The sequence below is a fragment of the Sphingomonas sp. KR3-1 genome, from assembly GCF_040049295.1.
Classification (GTDB): Bacteria; Pseudomonadota; Alphaproteobacteria; order Sphingomonadales; family Sphingomonadaceae; genus Sphingomonas.
Map to the genome: position 1 here is coordinate 782,666 of NZ_JBDZDQ010000001.1, position 17,096 is coordinate 799,761.

Consider the following 17,096-nt stretch of genomic DNA (forward strand, 5'->3'; position numbering starts at 1 on the left):
CCGTCGCTGTCACGCAGCCGCCAGTCTGACCCCGGATGCTGCTTCGCTTTCGCGTTTCGTCATCTCTTCGGCCCAATGGAGAATTTCCATCGTACCGTCGTAGTGCTCAACGAGCGCCGTGCAACCCTCCACCCAATCGCCGTCATTGTAATAGGCGATGCCGTTGATCTCCCGGATCTCGGCGGTGTGGATGTGGCCGGCGATCACGCCGTCGACGCCGCGCGCACCGGCTTCGTGCGCAACGATCTCTTCGAACTTCGAGATGAATTCGACTGCGTTCTTCACCTTGGCCTTGGCGTATTTGCTCAGCGACCAATAGGGCATGTCGAGCCAGCGGCGAACGCGGTTCACCATCCGGTTGAGCCCCATCATCATCTCGTAGGCGGCGTCGCCCAGATGCGCGAGCCAGCGGTGCGACATCGTGATCGCGTCGAACTCGTCGCCGTGCAGCACGAGCAGGCGGCGGCCATCGGCGGTGGTGTGGATCGCCTGGCGGCGGATATGGACGCCGCCGAAGTTCAGCCCGGAGAACTGGCGGAACATCTCGTCGTGATTGCCCGGGATGTAGATGATCTCGGTGCCACGCTTGGCGCGCTTGAGGAAGCGCCAGACGATGTCGTTGTGCGAATCGGGCCAGTAGAAGCGCTTCTTGAGCGCCCAGCCGTCGAGGATGTCGCCGACCAGGTACATCAGGTCGCAATCGACGTGGTCGAGGAAGTCGATCAGCATCTCGGCATTGCAGCCGCGCGTGCCGAGATGCACGTCAGAGATCCAGACCGTCCGGTAGCGCTTGCGCTCGGTGACCGCCTTTTCGGGGATCGACGGCGTGGACGCGTGGAAGTCCGCGATATGCTGCGTGTCGAATGGAAGCCTGGTGATCGTGGCCATGTGCCCAGCCCTGCAAATGCCCTTGCCTGGCTCGGCTAAATGGCTGGGAAATATGACATTTAGAATCGTTCGCGGGTCACGCGGATGTCACAGAGATGTGGATAATGGGCAGCTTCCGCCCGGCGCAGGCAATCTGGCCGCCACGGCGACGCTTTAAGCCGTTATTGGAATATGTCGCGGCTGTGCCGCCACGCGATCGAGCCAGGCCCGCACTGCCGGATAGGGCTGGAGGTTGAACCCGCCTTCTTCGGCGACATGGGTGTAGGCGTAGAGTGCGATATCGGCGAGCGTCAGCCGGTCGATCACGAACCAGTCGCGCCTCTCGAGATGTTCGTCCATCAGCGCCAGCGCCGCTTCGCCGGCCGCCTGCTTGCCGGGCAGCAGCGCCTGCTGGAGCTCGCTGAGCTTGTCGAAGCCCACCCAGCCCTTCCAGAAGCGCACGGTCGCGATGTTGGGCTCGTGGTTATATTGCTCCCAGAACAGCCAGCGCAGCATGTCGGCGCGCTCGAAGCGGTCGTGCGGGATCAGGTCGCTGCCGTCGGCCAGATAGAAGCAGGCGGCATTGCTCTCGGGCAGGAAATCGTCGTTCCCCACCTGGAGGACCGGGATGCGGCCATTGGCGTTGACCTGGCCGAGGAACGCCGCGGAGCGCGTCTCGCCCTGCATGATGTCATATTCGCGCCGCTCGAGCGGGAGACCCAGATGCGCGGCGGTGAGCCGGATCTTGTAGCAATTGCCCGAAGCTGCATATTCGTGAAGTATCAGCGAGGCCATCGAACCCTCCCTTGATCGGCGCGCCTATTCGGGCCGCGCGGCAGCGGGCGTCAAACAAATTGCGCCCGCCGACGCATAAGCACGCCTGATCGGTTCGAAACCTTATATTGGGAATTGGGCGGGCAAAACGGCAGCGGGAGGGTGTTGCGAGCACGGGGGCGTGATTCGCCAGGAGAGTGCAATGCCGCTTACCGCCGTACGCGAAACCTATCGGGACGTTGTCGACAGCGCTTACGCGCTTGCGGCCGAAGCTGCCAAGGATCCTGCCGGCCCCGGGCTGGCCCATGCCAGGCGCATGGTGGCGCAGGCCGTCGCTCGGGCGCTTCCGGTGCGCGAACGCTGTCTGATCGCGCCGCTGCGCGCCAGCCGGGTCCCCGAGCATCGCGAATGCGCGCGCCAGCTCATCGCCCGCACGCTGCAATCGCGGCTGAATACGATCGAAACCAATGCGCGCTGGACCACCCAGACGATCGCGGCCGATCCGGCAGGCTATCGCGCCGCAGTGGCCGATTTCATCCGCGATATCGAGGCACGCATTGCCGAGGAGATCCGCACCATCCATCCGCTGGTGCTCGCGGCGCACGCCACGCCGGCGAGCGACCAAGCGGACCGGGCGACCGCCGCCTAGGCGGCGTCTCTTTCCGGAGCGCAAACCCCGGCGATGCGCTCCCCGCGCGGATCGCCGGCGCAAGATTGCCGTTCCTTAACGATCGCTCCACACCACGGTTGGGCGCCGCGTACTATAAGAGTCTTGCAGATACGAAGATTTTGAACGGAGCGGCACGTGCAAGGCCTGGACCTCATTCATCACGAGCATCGCGAGCTGATTCGGCTGACCGATGCAGTGATCGAGACCGCGGACGACAGCGCGGCGAGCATCGAGCAGATCGCCGGGGCACGCCATGCGCTGGGCCAGCTCATCATCCGGCACGTTTCCAACAAGCAGGCCGTCATCACCGCGACGCTGCTCGCCAGCACCGATCCGGCGCATCACCAGCTCGCCTGGCGCTTCACAGAAGACCTGATGAAGCTGCGCGGCAGCACCAGCGAACATTATGGCGTGTGGACGATTGCGGGCATCGAGGCCGACCGGAAGGGCTTTGCCGCGGCGGTGCGCTACCAGCGCCGGCTGCTGCGCGCGCGCATCGCCTGGGAAGAGCATGCCGCCTTCCCGATCGTCGCCGATCTGCTCGCCGCCCCGGCGGCGATGCCGCGGCGCGCCGCCGGGATCAGATAAACCCGTTCTCCGCGCGCCAGCGCAGCGTGCGGCGATGCCACAGCCAGATCGCCAGGCCGACGCCGGCGAGGAACAGCCAGCCCCACAGATGCTCCCACCACGGGATCATGCTGGTTGCGCGCAGGTCGCGGCCATTGGCCTTGTCGAGCTGTGCCTGGCCGACCTCGGTGAGCGGCGCCGCGACGACGCCCCAGTCCGAGCTGAAGAACAGGACATGGCCGTATTCGCGCGCGTACCAGAAAGGCATGCCCAAAAAGGTCGTCTCGCGAACGGAATAGCCGAATTTCGGCGTGCTCATATTGGCGTAGGACGGAACCGGGCGCTCGATGCCGATAAGCGCCTTCTGCATCGTCACGTACCGCTCGAACTTGGTCGGCTCGCGCTCGAGATGCACGCCGTACGCGTCGATCGCCGAGACCATGTCGCCAAGCTCGGGCGGGACCTTCACATCGACCAGGTCGTCGACCCTGGGCTGGCTCGCCAGCACCCAATAGCGATTCGAGAATGTCGCCGAGCCGATCAGCACGACCAGGAGCGCGCCGACAAGCAGCTTAAGCGGTAGATCCTTCATGAGTCCCCTCCCCCAAGGTGAGGACGATCTTACCGATATGTTCGCCGGATTCCATACGGCGATGCGCATCCGCGGCATCGGCGAGCGGGAAGACGGCGTCGATCACCGGCTTCAGCCTGCCCTCCGCGACGAACGGCCACACCGTGCGGTGCAGCTCGTCGGCCAGCAGCGTCTTGAATTCGAGCGAGCGCGGGCGGAGCGTCGAGCCGGTGAGCACCAGCCGCTTGCGCATGATCTCGAAGATCGGGATCGTCGCCATCATCCCGCCCTGCACCGCGATCGAGACGTGCCGCCCCTCCTCGCCCAGGCACTGGAGGTTGCGCGGCACATAGTCGCCGCCGACCATGTCGAGCACGATGTTCACGCCCTTGCCCGCAGTGATCTCCATCACCCGCGCGACGAAGTCCTGCGTCTTGTAGTTGATCGCGTGATCGGCGCCGATCGCCTTCGCCGCCGCGCATTTCTCGTCCGATCCCGCGGTGACGATCACGGTCAGCCCGAACAGGTTGGCGAGGTGGATCGCCATCGTGCCGATGCCCGAGGTGCCGCCATGGACGAGGATCCACTCCCCTTCCATCGCATAGGCGCGCTCGAACACGTTGCTCCATACGGTGAACAGCGTCTCGGGGATCGCGGCCGCCTCGATCATCGAGATCGCCGGCGGCACCGGCAGGCACTGGCCGTAGGGCGCGACGGCATATTCGGCATAGGCGCCGCCCGCGATCAGCGCGCAGACCGGCTGGCCGAGCACCTCGCGCGGGACATCCTCGCCGACGGCGACGATCCTGCCCGAAATTTCCATGCCGAGGATCGAAGGGGCGCCGGGCGGCGGCGGATACTGGCCTTTGCGCTGCATCACCTCGGGCCGGTTCACGCCCGCCGCGGCGACCTTGACCAGCACCTCGCCCGCGCCGGGGCTGGGCACCGGGCGCTCCACCGGCACCAGCACCTCCGGCCCGCCGGGCGCCTCGGGGTCTATCGCCAGCATCGTTTCCGGAAGACCCATCGGTTCATCGCTTTCGCACACAGGAGAAAACCCCGGGTCTTATTGACATCGCACCCGCCCCGGTCAACGCTGCCCCCATGGACGCCGACGAAAATCTTCCGCGTCGCAAGGACGACCTGGTCGCCCAGCTCGCGAAGCAGGATCTCGATCCCTTGTCGGTCGAGGAACTGGAGGAGCGCATCGCGCTGCTCGAAGCCGAGATCGCACGAAGCCGAACCAAAATTTCACGCGCGATTAATCACCGCGCAAGCGCAGACGCTCTATTTAGGAAATGAGCGTGACGGCACCGGAGATGGGGCGCAACGCCATTCTACTCCGGTGCGGGGCCGCAGCGCTTGATGCGGGGCCCAACCCTCCCGACATAGTGGGGGACGGGCTGTGTATCCTTTTCGGCCCACTGGAGTTGTACCCGAATGCCTAGTTTCGCCTCCGCTCTGGAATCCACGCTCCACAAGGCGCTCGAAGCCGCAAGCTCGCGACGCCATGAATATGCCACGCTCGAGCATCTGCTGCTCGCGCTCGTCGACGACGAGCATGCGAGCAAGGTGATGAGCGCGTGCGGCGTGGACCTGGGCGAACTCAAGAATACCGTCGCGCATTATCTCGACACCGAGCTCGAGGCGCTGAAGGTCGACCAGGCGACCGATCCCTCGCCGACCAGCGGCTTCCAGCGCGTCGTCCAGCGCGCCATCCTCCACGTCCAGTCCTCGGGCCGCGACGAAGTGACCGGCGCGAACGTGCTCGTCGCGCTGTTCAGCGAGCGCGAGAGCTATGCCGTCTATTTCCTGCAGCAGCAGGACATGAGCCGCCTCGACGCAGTGAGCTTCATCTCGCACGGCGTCGGCAAGGGCGGCAGCGGCAGCAGCGAGGCGACCACGCCCAAGGGCGCCGCCGACGAGGACAAGGCCGCCAAGCAGGAGACCAAGTCCGGCAAGGGCGAAAGCGCGCTCAAGCAGTTCACCGTCGATCTCAACGAGAAGGCGAAGAACGGCAAGGTCGATCCGCTGATCGGGCGCGCGGCGGAAGTCGACCGCACCATCCAGATCCTCTGCCGCCGCTCGAAGAACAACCCGCTCTATGTGGGCGATCCGGGCGTGGGCAAGACCGCGATCGCGGAAGGCCTGGCGCGCAAGATCGTCGAGGGCGAAGTGCCCGACGTCCTCAAGGAAGCGGTGATCTACTCGCTCGACATGGGCGCGCTGCTCGCCGGCACCCGCTATCGCGGCGACTTCGAGGAGCGGCTGAAGCAGGTCGTGACCGAGCTGGAGAAGCTGCCCCACGCGGTCCTCTTCATCGACGAGATCCACACCGTGATCGGCGCCGGCGCCACCTCCGGCGGCGCGATGGATGCGTCGAACCTGCTCAAGCCGGCGCTGTCGGGCGGCGCGATCCGCTGCATCGGCTCGACCACCTACAAGGAGTTCCGCAACCACTTCGAGAAGGACCGGGCGCTGCTCCGGCGCTTCCAGAAGATCGACGTCAACGAGCCGACGGTGGAGGACACGATCAAGATCCTCGCCGGCCTGCGCACCGCGTTCGAGGAGCACCACCACGTCAAGTACACCCCCGACGCGATCAAGTCGGCGGTGGAGCTGAGCGCGCGCTACATCAACGACCGCAAGCTGCCCGACAAGGCGATCGACGTGATCGACGAGGTCGGCGCGATGCAGATGCTGGTGCCGCCGTCGAAGCGCAAGAAGACGATCACGCCCAAGGAGATCGAGCAGGTCATCGCGACCATGGCGCGCATCCCCGCCAAGAGCGTGTCGACCGACGACACCAAGACGCTGGCCAATCTCGAGCTCGACCTCAAGCGCGTCGTGTTCGGGCAGGACAAGGCGATCGAGGTGCTGTCCTCGGCGATCAAGCTCAGCCGTGCGGGCCTGCGCGATCCGGACAAGCCGATCGGCAACTATCTGTTCTCGGGTCCGACCGGCGTCGGCAAGACCGAGGTGGCGAAGCAGCTCGCCGAGCTGCTCGGCATCCCGCTCCAGCGCTTCGACATGTCCGAATATATGGAACGCCACTCGGTGAGCCGCCTGATCGGCGCCCCTCCGGGCTATGTCGGCTACGACCAGGGTGGCCTGCTCACCGACGCGGTCGACCAGCAGCCGCACTCGGTGCTCCTGCTCGACGAGATCGAGAAGGCGCATCCGGACCTGTTCAACATCCTGTTGCAGGTGATGGACAACGGCAAGCTGACCGACCACCACGGCAAGACCGTCGATTTCAGGAACGTGATCCTGATCATGACGACCAATGCCGGCGCGTCGGACATGACCAAGGAGTCGATCGGCTTCGGCGAGATCAGCCGCGACGACGTGCAGGAAGAAGCGGTGAAGAAGCTCTTCACCCCCGAATTCCGCAACCGTCTCGATGCGATCGTGCCGTTCGATTACCTGCCGACCGAGGTGGTCAGCCGCGTCGTCGACAAGTTCATCCTCCAGCTCGAGCTGCAGCTCGCCGATCGCGGCGTGCACATCCAGCTCGACGACGAGGCCAAGGCCTGGCTGACCCAGCGCGGCTATGACAAGCTCTATGGCGCGCGTCCGATGGGCCGCCTGATCCAGGAGAAGATCAAGCAGCCGCTGGCCGAGGAGCTGCTGTTCGGCAAGCTCGTCCATGGCGGCGAGGTCGATGTGAAGCTCAAGGACAATGCCCTGAACTTCCAGGTCACGCCGGCGGCCCCCAAGCCCAAGAAGGGCAAGAAGGCCGAGGCGGCGAAGGCATCCAAGTAAGGCGCCTTGGCACCGGAAACGATGCGGGCCGGGAGGTGACTCCCGGCCCGCTTTGTTTTGCCGTTCCGCGGCGGCCCCGTTCTTGTCTCGCAGGCCGTTCGCTCGGGCCTGCCACGCGCGGAACGCCTGGCTTAGCGCGCGCTCGCCACATCCGCGCCGCGATTGGCGAGCGCAATGGCACGCTCGACCTGCGGACGAGCGGCCATCGCCGCGTTCTTGTAGCAGGCGCGGACCTGGCTGCTGGGAAGGGCCGAGCCGGGCACGCGGTCCGTGCCGCACGCGCGGACGGCCGCCAGCTTGACCTGACGCTGGAGTGCCGCACGACCGGCGGCGGTGGTGAGCTTGGCGGTGTTGTAATGGATCGTCACGCTGTTCTGCGCGAAAGCGGGCGCAGTCGGAAACGCGAGAAGCGCGGCGGCGATGAGAAGGGTCTTCATGGGTTGGGCTCCTGCGAGATGATTTTGTTCTAGCCCTCTCCGCAGCCGGTCTGGTGCCGGCCCGGGGGCGCCCTATCCGCAGGATGAGTCGGTGCCGTGATCGATCGGTTACGCCGCGCAGTCGTTGATATGACGATTGGAATTATCGGGAAGTGCTGCGGGCCGGGAGATGCCTGCCGGCCCGCAGCGCTCGGTCAGGCCTCGGCCGCCTTGGCCGCCATCGTCGCCTTGGCCCACCAGACCAGTTCGTCGAGCGCGGTCTTGGCCGATGGCAGCAGGCTCGCCTCGACCTCCTCGATCGGCTTGTTGCCGAATGCCGGGTGAACGGCCATGAAATCGCCGCCGCCGAGATGGACCGCGGCGTGCGTCGACACCATCTGCAGCTCGACGCCGATCATGCGCAGATGCTCGATCGCGCGCACCGCGCCGGTGCCGCCATAGCCGATCGCAGTGAACGGCTTGCGGGCCCATTCCTTGTACGCCTGGTCGAGCGCGTTCTTGAGCACGCCGGTGATCGAATGGTTATATTCGGCGACGACGAAGATGAAGCCGTCGAACCGGGCGATCGTCTCCTGCCAGCGCACTGCCTCGGGATTCTGGCTGGGCATCCACAAGTTTGAGGCGATCTCGTCGAAGAACGGCAGCGGGTGATCGCGCAGGTCGACCACCTCCACATCCAGGTCGTCGCGCGCCTGCGCCTGCTTGAGGATCCACTGGGTCGGTGCGTCGGCATAGCGGGTGGGCCGGGTCGATCCGACGATGATGGCGATGCGGGGCTTAGCAGTCATGGTAACCTCGTGTATGCTGGTTTCTGCGAGGAACCTGATTTCGGAAAGTTTCCACTCGTCAACAAGGAGGCACTTTGGCGACACCAGATAACCATGCGGATACCGCCCGCTGCGAGCATATCAGCCGGCTGCTCGCCCGGATCAGCGACAAATGGTCGATGCTGGTGGTGCGCGTGCTCGGCCGCGGGCCGCTGCGGTTCAATGCACTGCGCCGCGAAGTGGGCGAGATCAGCCAGAAGGTGCTGGCATCGACGCTGCGCGATCTCGAGGAGAATGGCTTCGTCTCGCGCACGGTCACACCGGTCACGCCGCCCCAGGTCGAATATGCGCTGACCGACCTCGGCCGCGATTTCCTGCAGCCTGTGCAGACGCTGGCCGAATGGGTGCTCGCCAATTCCCCGCGCATGGACAGGGCGCGGATCGAATATGCGGAACGCCGGGCGCGGGATTAGCCGCCCGGCATGGGCTGGGGCGCGGATTTCATTGCCGCGAATCGTTCGCTTCGCGTAAGGGTTCGGCCAACGATGTGGGTCGCGCATGCCAATAATGCAGCGCGGAGCATAGAGATGACCAACCCCAAGCAGCGGCTCCTGGTGGCCGCCGGAACCACGGCGGCACTGCTCGCCGCGACCACCGTGATCGCGCAGAGCGCGGATACCGCGCCCGAGGCGCGCTACGAAATGGATATCGGCACTACCGCCGGGATGATGGGCCAGGGCGACAGCCGCGAGATGGTGCTCCGCCTCGGCTCGCGCCTGCCCGCCACCGGCGGCGCGCCCAGGGCAGATCACTTCCTGCCCGACGGGATGCGGATGGGGCCCTCGGTCCCGCTCGCCTCGCCCGAACCGGGCAAGCCGGTGCCCGAAAGCTATGACAAGGAGCAGCAGGAGAAGTTCCAGCGCCCCAAGGGCCGTCTGCTGATCTTCTGGGGCTGTGGCGCGCATGCCGGGCCGGGCCAGCCGGTGGTGATCGACTTCGCCAAAATGGCCAAGGGCCAGGTGCCGCCCGATCTGTTCAGCGCCAGCATTCCCGCCGAGGTCGGCCCACGCCCGGGCAACAGCCGCACTTATGGCGACTGGCCGAACGGCAAGTCGAACGCCAAGGTCGGCCGCAACGCGTCGGTGATCGGCCAGCACCGGATCGCGGGCAACTACAGCCCCGAGATCGCCTTCGCGTTGACCCAGGACTTCATGGCGCCCCCGCACGTGAAGTCCGGCGAGGCGCCCGATGGCTCGACTCCGCTCAACTGGTCTCCCGTGCCCGCCGCGACCGGCTATTATGCCTGGGCGATGAGCGCCCGGGGCGATGGCAAGGACAATAACGACATCGTCTGGTGGGCCTCCTCGGCCAGCCGCCAGTTCGGCGGCGACCTGTGGAACTGGCTGTCGCCGGCCACGGTCAACCGGCTGATCGGGCAGAAGGTGGTGATGCCGCCCAGCCAGACGAGCTGCACCATCCCGGCCGAAGTGAAGGCCGCGGGGGGCGGGATGATCATGGGTTTCATGAACGCCTATGGCCCCGAGACGAACTTCGCCTTTCCCGAGCGGCCGCGCGATCCCAAGGTCGCCTGGCACCCCAAATGGACCGCGAAGGTTCGCTACCGCGCGACGGGCAACTTCATGCCCGGCATGCCCGATATGGGCGACATGCTGCGCGGCCGGACGAGCGACAACCAGGAGGAGAAGCCCAAGCCCTGCAAGCCCAAGCTGGGCGGGCTGCTCAAGAAGGCGATCGGCGCGGGCGGCAGCGGTTGCTGAGACTGGAGGGGGAGCGGACGGCCGGCGCCGCTCCCCTGCCACTAAGTGCTTGGCGCGCATCAACAAGACGATGCGGTTCCTATGGATATTTACGGGTTATTCGTCATGTCCGGGCTAGTGCCGGGGCATGGTGGTATCGCGTTTCCTGCGGCTTCTCGCACTGATCGGTGCGTGCATCGCGCTGTCCGGCACGATCGGGCCCGCGCAGGCACAGGATGGTCGCGGCCGCGCGCTCCCCACCTGCGTGCTGCGTGACAGTGGCGCGATGGACCCGGCGGAGCTGATCCGTCACCCCGAACGCTTCGATTGCACGACGCCGCAATACAAGCTCGGGGCCGGCGATTTCTGGGCGATCACCGGCCCGGTCGATGTCGTATCGACGGTCGAGAAGCCGCTGCGGATCAACTTCGCCAGCCTGTGGCAGCGCCAGCTTTCCGCCCGGCTGCTCTATGCGGACGGCAGCATCCACACCTACCGCACCGACGCGCGCGGCATCACCCCCCTGATCCAGCTCGGCGCCCTCGCGGCCTTGCCGGTGCCGCCTTCCAAAGCGAAGGTCGTGCGCATCCTCTGGCATGTCGAGGGCGCTGCCAATGTCCGCGGCATCCTGCTCGGCGCCGAACTGAGCGACGCACAGCGCAACGCCGCGACCAACCTTGCCATGGCAGTGCTCTATGCCTGTTTCGGCGGCATGTGCCTGGCGCTGATCGTCTATAATTTCTCGCTGTGGTGCGCGATGCGCTACCGCTTCCAGTTGCATTATTGCGTGCTGCTCGCGGTGCTCATGGGCTATGCGCTTTCCTCTTCGGGAGCGATGGCCTGGCTCTATCCGAATATCGTCAACAACGACCGGCTGCGTTTCAACTATCTGTTCCTCGGCCTGGCCGGCGGCGCAACCGCGCTGTTCACGCTCAGCTTCTTCGAGATGAAGATCCGCTCGCGCCGGCTCGACCAATATACCCGGATGATCGCCGCGGCGGTGCCGATATCCGGCCTGATCGTCTTCCTGTTCGGCGCGATCAACCTGCGCCTGGCCGACATGGTCTACACGCTGGCGATCCTGGGCCTGATCTCGATCGTGGTGCCGACCTTGTGGCAGGCCTGGCGGCAGGGCTCGCACTTCCTGTGGCTGTTCAGCATCGCGTGGAGCGCGCCGATCGTGCTCGCGCTGATGCGCATCCTGGCGAACCTGCACCTGCTGCCGTGGAGCTTCTGGCTCGACAATTCCACCGTCGTGTCGATGATGTTCGAGGCGCTCGTCTCCGCCCTCGCGGTGGCCTACCGGATCAAGTCCCTGCGCGAAGAGCGCGACGAGGCGATCACGCGCGAAGTGCTTGCCCGCCGCCTTGCCGATACCGATCCGCTCACCGGGCTGCTCAACCGCCGCGCCTTTCTCGCCCAGGCGCTCGGCCGGCCGGGGGAACAGCAGCTGCTCATCGTCGATATCGACCATTTCAAGCGCGTCAACGAAACGCTCGGGCATGATGGCGGCGACGAAGTGCTGCGCCTGTTCGCCCGCACGCTGCGCACCGCCACGCCGGCAGACGCACTGGTGGCGAGGATCGGCGGCGAGGAGTTCGCGCTGCTCACCAACACCGCCGCGCCGATCGACCTCGACCCGCTTCTCAGCAAGCTCCGGCAGACGCGCATGCCGTTCGACCTCAAGGTAACCGCGAGCATCGGCGCCTGCACCGGCCTGCTTGCCGACGACCGCGACTGGAAGGCGCTGTACCGCGCTGCCGACATCGCGCTGTTCGAGGCCAAGTCGGCCGGCCGCGACCGGGCCAGGGCGCGCCGCGAAGCCGCCTGATCCGCTTGCCCGACCGCGCGGCGAGGCGTATGGCCGGTAACCATGTCGGGACGAGCCAGGAAGATCGCCTTGGGGGCGCTTGCGATGCTGGCGCTGATCCCCCTCGCCTCCCCCGACCGCCGCGCCAATTTCGAGATCCACATGCAGCGCGCGGACGATGTCTCGCCCCAGCGCGTCGAGGCCGCGTTCGAGATCGGCCTGGTCGCAGTCTCGGTGCTCGTCACCTGGAGCAAGCGGCTAACGACTTGACCCCCACAAAGGCTTGCTTACACCAGTGTCAATGACTGACCCCGAACAGATCTGGCGTACCGCGTACAACCACCCCGGCGCCTGGGACACCGAGTTCCCCCCCGAATCCATGGTCGAATTGTTCGAGGCGAGCGCTCGTGCGCACCCTCAGGCGCCGCTGCTCGATTTCATGGGCCGGCATTACAGCTATGGTGAGACGCTGGACGGCGCCAATCGCGTCGCCTGCGGCCTGAAGGCGCTGGGCTATGGCCCGGGCGACCGGATCGGGCTCTTCCTGCCCAACGTGCCGCACTATGTCGCGGCCTATTACGGCATCCTCAAGCTCGGCGCGACGGTGGTCAATTTCTCGCCGCTCTACACGGCCGAGGAGCTGAGCCACCAGGTCGAGGATTCGGGCACGAAGCTGCTCTTCACCATCTCCGCCGCGGCGCTGCTGCCGACCGCGCTCAAGGTGCTCGACCAGAGCGGGCTGGAGCGGCTGGTGGTCGGCTCGGTCGCCGGCGCGCTGCCGGCTGCGAAATCGCTCTTCTACCGGCTGTTCCGCGGCGCCGAAGTCGCCCAGCGCCCGCATGACGCCCGCATCCTCGCCTTCTCGCAGCTGATTGCCAACGAAGGCACCTGCGATTCGCCCAGGATCGATCCCGAGAACGACCTGGCGCTGATCCAGTATACCGGCGGCACCACCGGCACGCCCAAGGGCGCGATGCTGACGCACCAGAACCTGTCGGCCAATGCCCGCCAGGTCGCCCGGCTCGATCCGGAAGTGGCGACGGCGAAGGACCGGGTGCTCGGCGTGCTCCCCTTCTTCCACGTCTTCGCCAATACCTGCGTGCTGAACCGGACCGTGGTGACCGGCGGCGAGATCGTGATGCTGCCCCGCTTCAACGCCAAGCAGGCGCTGGCCGAACTGCGCCGCACCCAGCCGCGCGCCCTGCCCGGCGTGCCGACCATGTACCAGGCGCTGCTCGACGCGCCGGGGATGAAGCCCGACGACTTCAAGTCGCTGCGCTTCTGCATCTCGGGCGGCGCGCCGCTTGCCGCCCAGCTCAAGGAAGAGTGGGAAAAGATCACCGGCGCGCATGTGATCGAAGGCTATGGCCTGTCCGAAAGCTCGGGCGTGGTCTCGACCAACCCCTATGTCGGGCTCAACAAGCCGGGCACGATCGGCCAGCCGCTCGCCGGCACCCGCGTCCGCCTGGTCGACAAGGAAGACCCGACGCGCCCGCCGCCCGCGGGCGAGCCCGGCGAGATCGTCGTTTCCGGCCCGCAGATCATGAAGGGTTATTGGAACCGCCCCGATGCCGATGACGAGGTATTCGTCACGGTCGATGGCGAGCCGCACTGGCTGCGCACCGGCGATGTCGGGCTGATCGACGAGGACGGCTATATCAAGATCGTCGACCGGCTGAAGGACATGATCGCGGTCGGCGGCTTCAAGGTGTTCCCCAGCCAGATCGAGGCGGTGCTCTACCAGCATCCCGCGGTGAAGGAGGCGCTCGTGATCGGCCTGCCCGACGCCTATCATGGCGAGCTGCCCCACGCCTATGTAACGCTCGACGACGGCGCCGAGGCCAGCGGGCCGGAGATCTGCGCCTGGCTCAACGGCAAGCTCGGCAAGCATGAGCGGGTAAGCGAAGTGGTGGTGCGCGAAAGCCTGCCCAAGACGATGATCGGCAAGCTCAGCCGCAAGGACCTGATCAGCGAAGTGATGGCGGAGAAGGCGGCATGAAGACCCTGCTGGCACTGACGCTTCTGGCCGCGGCGCCGGCGCCCGAACAGCGCATCGACGTGGCGCTGTCGAACTTCAGGTTCACCCCGTCCACGATCGCGCTGGTCCACGGCCAGAGCTATGTGCTGCACCTGACCAGCAGCGGCGGGCACAGCTTCGCCGCCAAGGAATTCTTCGCCGCCGCCGCGATGCCGGCAGCGGACCGTGCCAAAGTGAAGGACGGCAAGGTCGAGCTCGACAGCGACACCGCGGTCGACCTCCACTTCACTGCGCCCAAGGCGGGCCATTATGCGATCAAATGCACCCACCTGCTCCATGCGAGCTTCGGGATGACGGGGACGTTCGTGGTCTCCTAAATTCCTCCCCGAGCTTGTCTCGGGGAGGAACTAACTCAATCTCCCGCCTTCACGCCCTTGCCGTACATCACGGCCTTCAGGTTCATGAATTCGTGCATGCCCCAGGGACCGAGCTCACGGCCATGGCCGGAGAGCTTCACCCCGCCGAACGGCGCCTCGGGGGTGGAGGCGAGCAGCGAGTTGACCGCGGTCATGCCCGACTGGATGTCGCGGGCGAAGCGCTCGATCTCGGCATCGTCCTGCGTCCACACCGAGGAGCCGAGGCCATAGGGCACGTCGTTGGCGATGGTGATCGCCTCGTCGATGTCCTTCACCTTGTACACCGCCGCGACCGGCCCGAAGATCTCCTCCTTGGCGACGTCGCTCTCGGGATCCATGTCGGTCAGCACGCCCGGCGTCATCCAGGCGCCGTCCTGCTCGATCTTCTCCGCGCCGAAGCGCAGTGTCGCGCCCTCGCGCACCGCGCGCTCGACCTGCGTCAGTACCGTATCGCGCTGCGCCACGCTGGAGAGCGGGCCCATGCCAGTCTCCTTCGCCATAGGATCGCCGATCTTAAGCGCCTTCATGCCCGCCTCGAACTTGTCGAGGAACGCGTCATGGACGTCGGCATGAACAATCATTCGCTTGGCGCAGATGCAGCTCTGCCCTGCATTCTGCACGCGCGCGGTCACTGCAGTCTTCGCCGCCAGCTCGAGGTCGGCCGAGGGCATCACGATCAGCGGATCGGAACCGCCCAGCTCGAGCACCACCTTCTTGAGCGCGCGGCCCGCCGCCTGCGCCACCTGCGCGCCGGCACCTTCGCTGCCGGTGAGCGTCACCGCCACCACCCGCTTGTCGGCGATGATCGCGGCGACCTGGTCGGACTTGATGGGGAGGTTCTGGAACAGCCCGTCGGGCGCGCCCGCGGCACTCATCATCTGCTGGATCAGCGCCGCGCAGCCCTGCACGTTCGAGGCGTGCTTCAGCAGGCCGACATTGCCCGCCATGATCGTCGGCGCGAGGAAGCGGACAACCTGCCAATAGGGGAAGTTCCACGGCATCACCGCCAGCACCGGCCCCATCGGCAGCCAGCGCGCAACGGCGTGGCCACCGCCGGTTGTCTGCACGGTCGTCGGCTCGAGATAGGAGGGGCCGCGTTCGGCATAGTGGCGGAAGCCGCTGATGCACTTCTCCACCTCGGCCACCGCGCTGGCGAGCGTCTTGCCCATCTCGCGGGTCGCGGTCTCGGCAAGGTGCTGCTTGTTCGCCTCCCAGGCATCGGCGACCTTGGTCAGCAGTTCGGTGCGCTTCTCCAGCGGCGTCTCGCGCCAGGAGCGGAAGGCAGCATCCGCCCGGGACAGCGCCGTCTCGATCCCGTCGGCGTCGAGTTCGTGATAGGTCTCGACGGTCTCTCCGGTGGCGGGATTGATGCTGGTGAACATGGACGCGTCTCCTGGGGGTCTGGTCGGCGATAACGCGGAGTTGGGGTGTGCGGTGCCCGGTTGCAATCGCGCCCCGCCCCGGCGCATAGCGAAACCATGGCAGAACAAGCGGACGTCACCGCGCTCTCGTTCGAGGAAGCGCTGAAGGAACTGGAGCGAATCGTCGCTCGACTGGAGAGCGGCGAGGCCCAGCTCCAGGAAGCGATCGACCTGTACGAGCGCGGCGACCAGCTGCGCCGGCAATGCGCCGCGCGGCTCGACGCCGCCCAGGCGCGCATCGAGGCGATCCGGACGGATGCCGAGGGCCGCGCCGCCGGCACCGCCCCCTTCGCCGCCGGCTGATCCCCGCATGGCGCACGCCTCCCTCGCGCTGCAGGCGGCGCTCAAGCAGGTTTCGGCGGAGATGGACCGCCAGTTCGACCTGTTGCTGGCCGTCCCTTCCGATCCGCGCGAGGGGCTCTACCGCGCGATGCGCCACGCCGCGATCGGCGGCGGCAAACGGCTGCGGCCGCTGCTCGTCTCGGCCACCGCCCAGCTGTTCGGCGTCGACAAGACCTGCATTGCCCGCACCGCGCTCGCGCTCGAATGCATTCATGTCTATTCGCTGATCCACGACGACCTGCCGGCGATGGACGATGACGATCTGCGCCGCGGCAAGCCGACGGTGCACAAGGCATTCGACGAGGCGACGGCGATCCTGGCGGGCGACTGCCTCCACGCGCTCGCCTTCGAAGTGATCGCCGACGAGCGGACGCATCCCGATCCCTTCGTGCGGATCGAGCTTTCGGGCACGCTCGCCCTCGCCGCCGGCCCCGCCGGCATGGCGGGCGGCCAAATGATGGACCTGGAAGCCGAGAAATCGAGCTTCGACCTTGCCACCGTCACCCGGCTCCAGGCGATGAAGACCGGCGCGCTGATCAGCTGCGCGGTGGAGAGCGGCGCGATCCTGGGCCGCGTGCAGCAAGAGGGCCGCACGGGCCTGCGCGGCTATGCCCGCGATCTCGGCCTCGCCTTCCAGATCGCCGACGACATCCTCGATGCCGAAGGCGACGAGGCTCTGGTCGGCAAGAAGCTCGGCAAGGACGGGGCGGCAGGCAAGGAGACCTTCCTCTCGCTGCTCGGGCTCGAGCGCGCCAGGGAGCAGGCCCGCATGCTCGTCGACCAGGCGATCGAGCACCTCAAGCCCTATGGCGCCGAGGCCGATCTGCTGCGCGACATCGCCCGCTACACGCTGGAGCGGGATCGCTAGAATCACAGCCCTTCTGAATTCCCCTCCCTGCAAGGGAGGGGCTAGGGGTGGGTTGGAAAAAGGTCGGGCTCGATGCCCGGCCTTTT

Annotated in this window: 19 protein-coding genes; 12 read left to right on the forward strand and 7 right to left on the reverse strand. The window is 66.4% G+C overall.

Features of this window, described 5'->3' with window-relative positions:
* Window positions 1-9: 9 nt before the first annotated feature.
* Complete coding sequence (locus ABLE38_RS03935) at window positions 10-888, reverse strand: UDP-2,3-diacylglucosamine diphosphatase (protein WP_348972851.1); 879 nt, start codon at window positions 886-888, stop codon at window positions 10-12.
* 153 nt (window positions 889-1,041) lie between these two features.
* Window positions 1,042-1,662 carry a glutathione S-transferase family protein gene (locus ABLE38_RS03940; RefSeq protein WP_348972852.1) on the reverse strand — a complete coding sequence of 207 codons (621 nt, stop codon included), beginning with the start codon at window positions 1,660-1,662 and terminating at the stop codon, window positions 1,042-1,044.
* Window positions 1,663-1,843: 181 nt separating this feature from the next.
* Between ABLE38_RS03940 and ABLE38_RS03945 the strand changes: the two genes are divergently transcribed.
* Together ABLE38_RS03945 and ABLE38_RS03950 are read left to right on the forward strand one after the other, a co-directional pair.
* Window positions 1,844-2,290 carry a hypothetical protein gene (locus ABLE38_RS03945; protein WP_348972853.1) on the forward strand — a complete coding sequence of 149 codons (447 nt, stop codon included), beginning with the start codon at window positions 1,844-1,846 and terminating at the stop codon, window positions 2,288-2,290.
* A gap of 156 nt (window positions 2,291-2,446) precedes the next feature.
* A complete protein-coding gene (locus ABLE38_RS03950; RefSeq protein ID WP_348972854.1) occupies window positions 2,447-2,899 on the forward strand; it encodes a hypothetical protein in 453 nt (150 codons plus the stop codon).
* Here ABLE38_RS03950 and ABLE38_RS03955 read toward each other — a convergent pair.
* Both ABLE38_RS03955 and ABLE38_RS03960 read right to left on the reverse strand, forming a co-directional pair.
* Window positions 2,892-3,470 (reverse strand): hypothetical protein, encoded by a 579-nt coding sequence (locus ABLE38_RS03955; RefSeq protein ID WP_348972855.1) that lies wholly within the window; start codon window positions 3,468-3,470, stop codon window positions 2,892-2,894. The genes ABLE38_RS03950 and ABLE38_RS03955 overlap by 8 nt on opposite strands.
* A complete protein-coding gene (locus tag ABLE38_RS03960) occupies window positions 3,451-4,476 on the reverse strand; it encodes an NAD(P)H-quinone oxidoreductase (protein WP_348972856.1) in 1,026 nt (341 codons plus the stop codon). Before ABLE38_RS03960 ends, ABLE38_RS03955 begins: the two co-directional genes overlap by 20 nt.
* 77 nt (window positions 4,477-4,553) lie before the next feature.
* On the opposite strand from ABLE38_RS03960, the gene ABLE38_RS03965 reads away from it, so the two are divergent.
* Together ABLE38_RS03965 and clpA are read left to right on the forward strand one after the other, a co-directional pair.
* Window positions 4,554-4,751: a DUF1192 domain-containing protein gene (locus ABLE38_RS03965; RefSeq protein WP_348972857.1), complete on the forward strand. Its 198-nt coding sequence runs from the start codon at window positions 4,554-4,556 to the stop codon at window positions 4,749-4,751.
* A gap of 138 nt (window positions 4,752-4,889) precedes the next feature.
* On the forward strand, window positions 4,890-7,214 hold the full coding sequence (clpA, locus tag ABLE38_RS03970; protein WP_348972858.1) for an ATP-dependent Clp protease ATP-binding subunit ClpA: 2,325 nt from the start codon (window positions 4,890-4,892) through the stop codon (window positions 7,212-7,214).
* Window positions 7,215-7,345: 131 nt separating this feature from the next.
* On the opposite strand, the gene ABLE38_RS03975 is transcribed toward clpA, so the two are convergent.
* Together ABLE38_RS03975 and ABLE38_RS03980 are read right to left on the reverse strand one after the other, a co-directional pair.
* Complete coding sequence (locus tag ABLE38_RS03975) at window positions 7,346-7,651, reverse strand: UrcA family protein (RefSeq protein ID WP_348972859.1); 306 nt, start codon at window positions 7,649-7,651, stop codon at window positions 7,346-7,348.
* A 194-nt stretch (window positions 7,652-7,845) separates the two neighbouring features.
* Window positions 7,846-8,439 carry an NAD(P)H-dependent oxidoreductase gene (locus ABLE38_RS03980; RefSeq protein ID WP_348972860.1) on the reverse strand — a complete coding sequence of 198 codons (594 nt, stop codon included), beginning with the start codon at window positions 8,437-8,439 and terminating at the stop codon, window positions 7,846-7,848.
* A 74-nt stretch (window positions 8,440-8,513) separates the two neighbouring features.
* Here ABLE38_RS03980 and ABLE38_RS03985 point away from each other — a divergent pair, with 74 nt between their 5' ends.
* From ABLE38_RS03985 to ABLE38_RS04010, 6 genes are all read left to right on the forward strand, one after another.
* Window positions 8,514-8,891: a helix-turn-helix domain-containing protein gene (locus ABLE38_RS03985; protein WP_348972861.1), complete on the forward strand. Its 378-nt coding sequence runs from the start codon at window positions 8,514-8,516 to the stop codon at window positions 8,889-8,891.
* 114 nt (window positions 8,892-9,005) lie between these two features.
* Entirely contained in the window at window positions 9,006-10,196 is a 1,191-nt protein-coding gene (locus ABLE38_RS03990) for a hypothetical protein (protein ID WP_348972862.1), read from the forward strand.
* Between the two features lie 127 nt (window positions 10,197-10,323).
* Window positions 10,324-12,006 carry a diguanylate cyclase gene (locus ABLE38_RS03995; protein ID WP_348972863.1) on the forward strand — a complete coding sequence of 561 codons (1,683 nt, stop codon included), beginning with the start codon at window positions 10,324-10,326 and terminating at the stop codon, window positions 12,004-12,006.
* Window positions 12,007-12,075: 69 nt separating this feature from the next.
* Window positions 12,076-12,255 carry a hypothetical protein gene (locus ABLE38_RS04000; protein ID WP_348972864.1) on the forward strand — a complete coding sequence of 60 codons (180 nt, stop codon included), beginning with the start codon at window positions 12,076-12,078 and terminating at the stop codon, window positions 12,253-12,255.
* A 31-nt stretch (window positions 12,256-12,286) separates the two neighbouring features.
* Entirely contained in the window at window positions 12,287-13,984 is a 1,698-nt protein-coding gene (locus ABLE38_RS04005) for a long-chain fatty acid--CoA ligase (protein WP_348972865.1), read from the forward strand.
* On the forward strand, window positions 13,981-14,340 hold the full coding sequence (locus ABLE38_RS04010) for a plastocyanin/azurin family copper-binding protein (protein ID WP_348972866.1): 360 nt from the start codon (window positions 13,981-13,983) through the stop codon (window positions 14,338-14,340). Before ABLE38_RS04005 ends, ABLE38_RS04010 begins: the two co-directional genes overlap by 4 nt.
* A gap of 35 nt (window positions 14,341-14,375) precedes the next feature.
* Here the strand turns inward: ABLE38_RS04010 and ABLE38_RS04015 are convergent, their stop codons facing one another.
* The gene (locus tag ABLE38_RS04015; RefSeq protein WP_348972867.1) at window positions 14,376-15,761 is read right to left on the reverse strand and encodes an NAD-dependent succinate-semialdehyde dehydrogenase; all 1,386 of its coding nucleotides are present in this window, start codon (window positions 15,759-15,761) and stop codon (window positions 14,376-14,378) included.
* 96 nt (window positions 15,762-15,857) lie between these two features.
* Here ABLE38_RS04015 and ABLE38_RS04020 point away from each other — a divergent pair, with 96 nt between their 5' ends.
* Both ABLE38_RS04020 and ABLE38_RS04025 read left to right on the forward strand, forming a co-directional pair.
* Window positions 15,858-16,103 (forward strand): exodeoxyribonuclease VII small subunit, encoded by a 246-nt coding sequence (locus ABLE38_RS04020; protein WP_348972868.1) that lies wholly within the window; start codon window positions 15,858-15,860, stop codon window positions 16,101-16,103.
* A 7-nt stretch (window positions 16,104-16,110) separates the two neighbouring features.
* Window positions 16,111-17,010: a polyprenyl synthetase family protein gene (locus ABLE38_RS04025; RefSeq protein WP_348972869.1), complete on the forward strand. Its 900-nt coding sequence runs from the start codon at window positions 16,111-16,113 to the stop codon at window positions 17,008-17,010.
* The last annotated feature ends 86 nt before the right edge of the window (window positions 17,011-17,096 follow it).